Here is a 6,428-nt window from a genome sequence, read left to right on the forward strand (position 1 = left end):
TGATTTTAAATCACCCTAACCTTCCTTCAGTCTTGTCTTATGGTACTCTGGCTGCTTAAAAACTGTCCGGAGTATTGAACTTGTTTAATCGCTATTTAGCACAACTTGATGATTATAAAATAGTAAAATAGAGGCTCTTATTCGGAAGAAAAGTTCGGTAACTTCACCCGATTTTTAGCTGGAGTTTTGTAGATTAGTTCTGCTTAGTGGCTAGCGACTATCGCCGGGAAGGAGTTCCAATATAACCACTTCGTAGCTTAGCTCGATCGCTCGGAAAAAACCCCTAATAATTTTCCCCATCACAGTATTTTTGGCCTCGGATTATCTGGTTGTGCTTGGAGTCAGTCCCTAGTTTTATGGCGAGATCAGATGTTAGCACTGATAGCCCTAAAGCCCCATAAAGCTCAGAACTTTCGCCAAGGACTAAATGCTCTATCCCTTTTACAGCAATCGGTCTAGCTCTCTTGTCACCCTCTCCGCAAAGTCTCATTCTTCAGGTTTAGCCATTTTGCCTGTTAATGTGTAGCGCATCGCCTTAAGTTTTACCCCATCTTTACTCCCTAAATATTTAAAACTCCTTAACTAAATCGAAGCCAAATTTACTCACACTATTGACATAATTTTGCCAAGTTTTTATTAAAAATAATTAAATACCTAGGTCGGTAGGAACACAAATATCGGCAGAACTAATTACATCTGAAGATAGAGGAACCCTCAATCAAACACCGCTAATCTATAAATTTATGAGAGATAAAAAACTACTTAAAAATTTATTAATCTAAGAAATGTTTAAGTAGTTATTAATGTAAAAAAGGAGATTTATGGTAATAAGCATTATTGTCCACGGTGGAGCAAAAACCATCACAGAAGAGAAAGTTGCAGCCAACAATGCAGGCTGTACCGCAGCAGCAGAAGCTGGTTGGGCAGTGCTCGCAAGCGGGGGTACCGCAGCAGAAGCTGTTGAGGCAGCTATCCGGGTTCTGGAAGCTGATCAGACATTTAACGCAGGCTTTGGATCGGTTCTCAACAATCAGGGAGAGGTAGAGCTAGACGCAGCGATGATGGAAGGCCGTTCATTAGCTTGGGGAGCGATCGCAAATGTTCAAGGCGTGCGCCATCCCATCTCAGTGGCGCGAAAGATTATGGATAAAAAACCCATGTTCTTAGTAGCGGATCATGCAGAACATTTTGCTGCAGAAAGTGGATCCGAGATGTGTACAAAAGAAGACTTAATCGCGGATGAGCAACAGGAAGAGTGGGAGGAGGAAAAAGAAGTTCTTGAGCGCCCCAATACCGTTGGTTGTGTAGCTTTGGATAGTAGTGGCACCTTAGTTGCCGGTACCTCAACAGGCGGCACTATGAATAAGCCCGCCGGTCGCGTCGGCGACAGCGCCATTATTGGCTCAGGCTTGTTTGCTGAAAATGAACAGGGCGCTTGCTCGACCACAGGCGATGGCGAGTCCATTATGCCAGTAGTTCTAGCTAAGAGGGCGATCGACATTCTAGCGTCCGGCAAGCACCCAGACGAAGCAGCGCAGATGGCCATTGAGACTCTGGCATCTAAGGTGGCAGGAGAAGCTGGGTGCGTCATCATAGACCCTCAAGGGCGGGTTGGCTGGGCGCATAATTCAACGGACATGGCTTGTGCTTATAGAACCTCAGAAATGGACAAGGTGGCTGCGTTCACTAAGAAAAAACAACTCGCCCATCGTTGAAATTATTGAGGTTAAAGTCTCTCTAGTTGGAGAGAGTTAAAATTCCGCAACTAATCTCTTTTTTCCTAGTTATTAAGTAGCTTGACATCAATTAATATCCCGGTCGGGGTGGGTTTTTGAGATTGTCAATTATGGGCAGATATTGTTGGTGAACCCACCCCTACAAAAATCGCGGTCGCTCGACCGGACATGATGTCAGTTGGTAGTTCCATTGCCTTCCAGGCTTGAAACCCTTATTCTACGGTTGGTAATCAAAAACAGTCCGAAGTATTGATCGATAAACACTTTGTCAATTTGTAGGGCGGGCATTGCCCACCCTACTTTTAATTATGTCGAGCTACTTAGTGGCAGGGAAAACAGTTCAATTCAAACTCGACTTGGATGTTTCTATGAACTCAACATACGACTTTCCTTACTTTCAAGGCAACTCTCTTTCCGATTTGTTTGCTCCAGACATCACAGATGCACGTTATGCGTTCATCCTAAATTACCCTGCCACCGCCAGTTGGGCTGCTTATCCCAACAGGAAAAAATACTTTATTCAAGACGGCAGCAGTGAAGCCACCAAAACTTCTTTCGACAAGATTGGTCAGAAGGAACCTTGGAAAAATCTGGCAGTGTTAGGTGATGCCATCCCAGGGATTGTAATTAATGAGCCGCCGAAGTCGCTGATTGACTATTGGCGGGAGCATTTGGGCTTCAGCAACAGCAGTATGGAGATGATAGACTGCTCAACTTATCTCGAAGATATCAGCATGAGCGATCGCTTTGACAAACTCCTGACTCTATTTCCCTTCGACAATCTCAAACCCGAAAAACACGCCGTTCATCCCGACATCCACTACCACTTACTCAGCAAAGCAACGCTAGCAGAATTAGGCGTGCAATGTCCGAAATACGAAACCTACAATCTGCACGAAGTCAATCTCGAAAGCATTCAGTTACCAGAGCAATTCCCCTACTTGATTAAAACATCTCACGGACTTTCTGGAGAAGGCACTTATATTATCAAAAGCGCCAGCGATATGAACTACTGCTTGCAGGAAGTGAGGAAATATCTCGATATTAAGTTGCTGGATACGATTATTGTCTCGGAATTCGTCAAGAATGAAGTGCAGAACTATTGCGTGCAGTTTTATGTAAGCAAAACGGGAAATATCACGCTTATCGGCACTACCGGCCAACTTGTCACTCCAGAGGGCAACTATTTAGGGGGACTGATTCACTACCGCGAAACCGACATGAGTAGGTTTTTTGAGATGATTGCCGCTATTGGTAAATATGCTCATCAACAGGGTTATTTCGGCGTTATTGGCTTCGACGTGCTGGAAGACTCGGAGGGACTGTTGTATGCTATTGATGCCAATTTCCGAGTTAATGGCTCGACTCCGCTTTGCTTACAGCGCCATACCTTACTGGGGCGGGGAAAGGAGGTGGCTAAATATTCCAGTGATTGGCGAATGGATGGGACTTTGGAGTCGATTCTTGTCACGCTGAAACCAGAACTCGATCGCAAGGACTTGATAATCCTGTCAGCTTTAGAGAAGGTTAAATACGGGAAAATCTACACGGAAATTTACGGGATAGTTGCGGGTGAGGATATGAAGGAAATGCAGCACATCGAGGAGAATTTGCACAGTAAGGGATTGCAGCAATAGGGTTAATATCTACTCTACCGATTGCAGCGGTTATGCGGTTTTCCCCCTCATCTCGCCCGCATGGTTCGGTGATATCGGGAAACGGGTCATCAAAAATCAAAATTGAATGTTCCACAGCTTTGAAGTAACCGAAAGCATCGAGGATACAAGCCCCCGGATTCATCCGTGGAGAAATAAAAAACCTGTAAGCTGTTGCGGCATTTAAATTGTATGTCAAAAAATAATCAAACTATTGTGGGGAGTAGGGGCCCTAGCGTCCCGCCCGCCCTGAACCTACAATTTAAATGCGCGACAGCTTATCCGATAAACTTGCCCCCGAATTTATCCGTGGGGTCCATGCTTCAATCTAAAATCTAAAATCTAAAATCTAAAATCTAAAATCGATAGACCGGATTCATGGGTTCGGCAAGATAATACCACAGTTCGCGAATATCCTCAACTAAATAACACTTTGAGTTAGGGGAATTTCGATCCAAAACTCTGTTCTTTCTCCGGGTTCTGATGTACACCACAGTTTCCCTTTATGCTTTTGGATCACAATTTGATAACTTATAGACATCCCCATTCCCGTACCTTTTCCTACCGGTTTGGTTGTAAAGAATGGGTCGAATAGCCGTTTTTTGACTTCCTCTGTGATGCCACACCCATTATCAGCAATACAAATTCTGACCAATTCTGAGTTATACAGACTCGTACTAATCCGAATTGTCTTTTTCTCCACCCGATGCTCATCTAAAGCATCCAGAGCATTTGTCAGAATATTCATAAATACCTGGTTAAGCTGTCCTGCATAACACTCGATCGGTGGCAGATTACCGTACTCTTTGATCACTTCAATCTCTGGATGTGTGTGTCTGGGCTTGAGACGATTTTGCAGAATCATCAGGGTGCTTTCAATGCCTTCATGGATATCGACAGCTTTGAAATCTGCTTCGTCCAATCGAGAAAAATTCCGTAGAGATTTAACAATATCGCGGATACGTTCTGAACCTACTTTCATAGAGTTGAGCAGTTTTGATAAGTCTTCGCTCAAAAATTCGATCTCAATATCTTCCGACTTGGCTTGAATCTCCGATACCGGCTGGGGATAATACTTTTGATAAAGCTGTACTAGCTCTAGTAAATCTTGGGTATATTGGCTAAGATGAGATAAATTACCGTGAATAAAATTCGCGGGATTATTCACTTCATGGGCAATCCCGGCTACCAGTTGCCCCAGAGATGACATTTTCTCACTTTGGATGAGTTGGGCTTGAGTCTCCCGTAGTTCTTGAGTGCGTTCTTCTACTTTTTGTTCAAGGGTGTGGTAAGAGTTCTTTAATTCGTGACTCATTTGATTAAAAGATACTGATAAACTTACCAATTCCTCTACGAGAGTGTCGGGAACATTTTGCTCGAAATTTCCACTGGCGATCGCCTGACTGGCTTGACTCAATCGCCGAATAGGTTTAGCTATCCATTGTGAAGTGATAATTGCTAATCCTGTTGCGATTACCAGTGATAACAGACAAAGGATAATCGTCGTATTTCTATTATAATTTATTTGCTCCATAAAATCAGATTCAGGCACGACGAGTACAATTAGCCAATCGATGCCTCTACCATCATTCAGCGGTAGCAACTGAACAAACTGCCGCTCACTTTTGAGGGTAAATTCTAACTGTTCTGATTTATGAATTTGGTCAAAGTTACCAAAATATTTCAGCAAATATTTGGCTGTCTCCCGCACAAATGGTTCCCTACTTTCCACGGCGTCAATCATTTTCTGAGCTTTACCTTGTCCTTTGATTAGTGGCTCTGTTGTGGAACTAGAAATCATTGAACCCGATCGCTCCATCACAAAAGCCTTACCTGTTTTACCAATAGACAAACTTCCCAGAAATTCCCTTAAATTTTCTGAGAGGACAACAAGAGTGGCACAGACACCCAGAAGTTTACCTTCTGAGTCATAGACAGGTTCGCTGGCAGTAATTGCAGGCTTACCATTGTTGACAATATTCACAAAAATATTGCTCCAAGTAGGCCTCCCTGCTTTCACAGCAGAAAGATACCAGGGGCGTTGGCGAGGATCGTAAGGGGCGTTTACCTTTTCTAGGAATTTTTGCCGATCGCCCCAATTATTCATTTCATAAAAATAAAAATTATAGTTTGTTTCTTGATTACTCGCAGTCATCGCGATTTTTGACTCTCGACGAGTCGCACCCAGATAATATCCTTGAGCATCGCCACAATAGGATGAAAAAACAAAAGGGGATATCTGCACTTGGGTTAAAAATTGCTTAGCGTTGCGGCCATTCACCATGTCCATGTGGCCCTGTGCAAAAGCGGCTGAATTCACACGATTGATATCATGAGGTTTGTTGATATATTGCTTGAGTTCTCCTTCAATGCGTGCTATTAGTTCCTGACGAAGTTGAGCCGCCACATCGTTAACCGCTTTTTGTCCATTGCGTAAGGAAAGCCAACCTGTTAAGCTCACTGCTGTAAAGATTTGTAGAACAAATGGAACAACAAGAACACCGCGCAGAGGAATTTTTAGGCACTTCGCAGTTGGAGGCATAGATGATAATGCTTAGCCATTGGTTCTTTGTCTATCATAATATCAATTCATCAAATGAGCCTGAAGCGGAGCTATCCCGATCGTGAATCGCTCTTTTTGTAGCCCCGTTACTTTGCGGTTAAAAGCGATCGCTTACTGGAAGTTTTTTATTTATTCGTTGGTCGGTAAATTGACAAAAAGCATATATTTGATAGGTCGTTAATTTTTACATTCAACTAACCAATGATATTATACCAAATCTGGGCTACCAAGAAATTGGGTCTAAAGCCCCGTCATAAGCTTGACGGCTTTAATTAATTATCAACTTTTGTTAAGTGTTTTCTTGAACATTCTTGCATTGTGTTCATTGTAGAGTACAATAACTATACTACAGGTAGAATAACCGCCGATACATAAGAGACACCACGCTCAAACGACTGGTCGGAAAACAATAATGGTTAGTGGGTGGCGAAAACCACGAAAAACATAGCTGGGCTAACTAATGTAAGCCAAAAT

At 43.1% G+C, this 6,428-nt stretch carries 3 protein-coding genes and 1 pseudogene; 3 read left to right on the forward strand and 1 reads right to left on the reverse strand.

Going from position 1 to position 6,428, the window contains the following annotated elements:
* Positions 1–207: 207 nt before the first annotated feature.
* From QT984_RS29320 to QT984_RS29330, 3 genes and pseudogenes are all read left to right on the forward strand, one after another.
* Positions 208–459: pseudogene (locus tag QT984_RS29320) on the forward strand (IS4 family transposase); the annotation flags it as partial.
* 362 nt (positions 460–821) lie between these two features.
* Positions 822–1,715 carry an isoaspartyl peptidase/L-asparaginase family protein gene (locus QT984_RS29325; RefSeq protein ID WP_333340834.1) on the forward strand — a complete coding sequence of 298 codons (894 nt, stop codon included), beginning with the start codon at positions 822–824 and terminating at the stop codon, positions 1,713–1,715.
* A gap of 329 nt (positions 1,716–2,044) precedes the next feature.
* Positions 2,045–3,373, forward strand: coding sequence for a carbamoylphosphate synthase large subunit (locus tag QT984_RS29330; RefSeq protein ID WP_333208271.1), 1,329 nt, complete (start codon positions 2,045–2,047; stop codon positions 3,371–3,373).
* A gap of 439 nt (positions 3,374–3,812) precedes the next feature.
* On the opposite strand, the gene QT984_RS29335 is transcribed toward QT984_RS29330, so the two are convergent.
* Positions 3,813–5,852 carry an ATP-binding protein gene (locus tag QT984_RS29335; protein WP_333054825.1) on the reverse strand — a complete coding sequence of 680 codons (2,040 nt, stop codon included), beginning with the start codon at positions 5,850–5,852 and terminating at the stop codon, positions 3,813–3,815.
* Positions 5,853–6,428: the final 576 nt, after the last annotated feature.

This window comes from Microcoleus sp. Z1_B2, assembly GCF_036700325.1.
Lineage (GTDB): Bacteria > Cyanobacteriota > Cyanobacteriia > Cyanobacteriales > Microcoleaceae > Microcoleus.

Excerpts from the sequence above, each read along its gene's own strand:
- QT984_RS29325 (WP_333340834.1), top strand. The coding sequence starts at position 822 with ATGGTAATAAGCATTATTGTCCACGGTGGAGCAAAAACCATCACAGAA.
- QT984_RS29330 (WP_333208271.1), top strand. The coding sequence starts at position 2,045 with ATGTCGAGCTACTTAGTGGCAGGGAAAACAGTTCAATTCAAACTCGAC.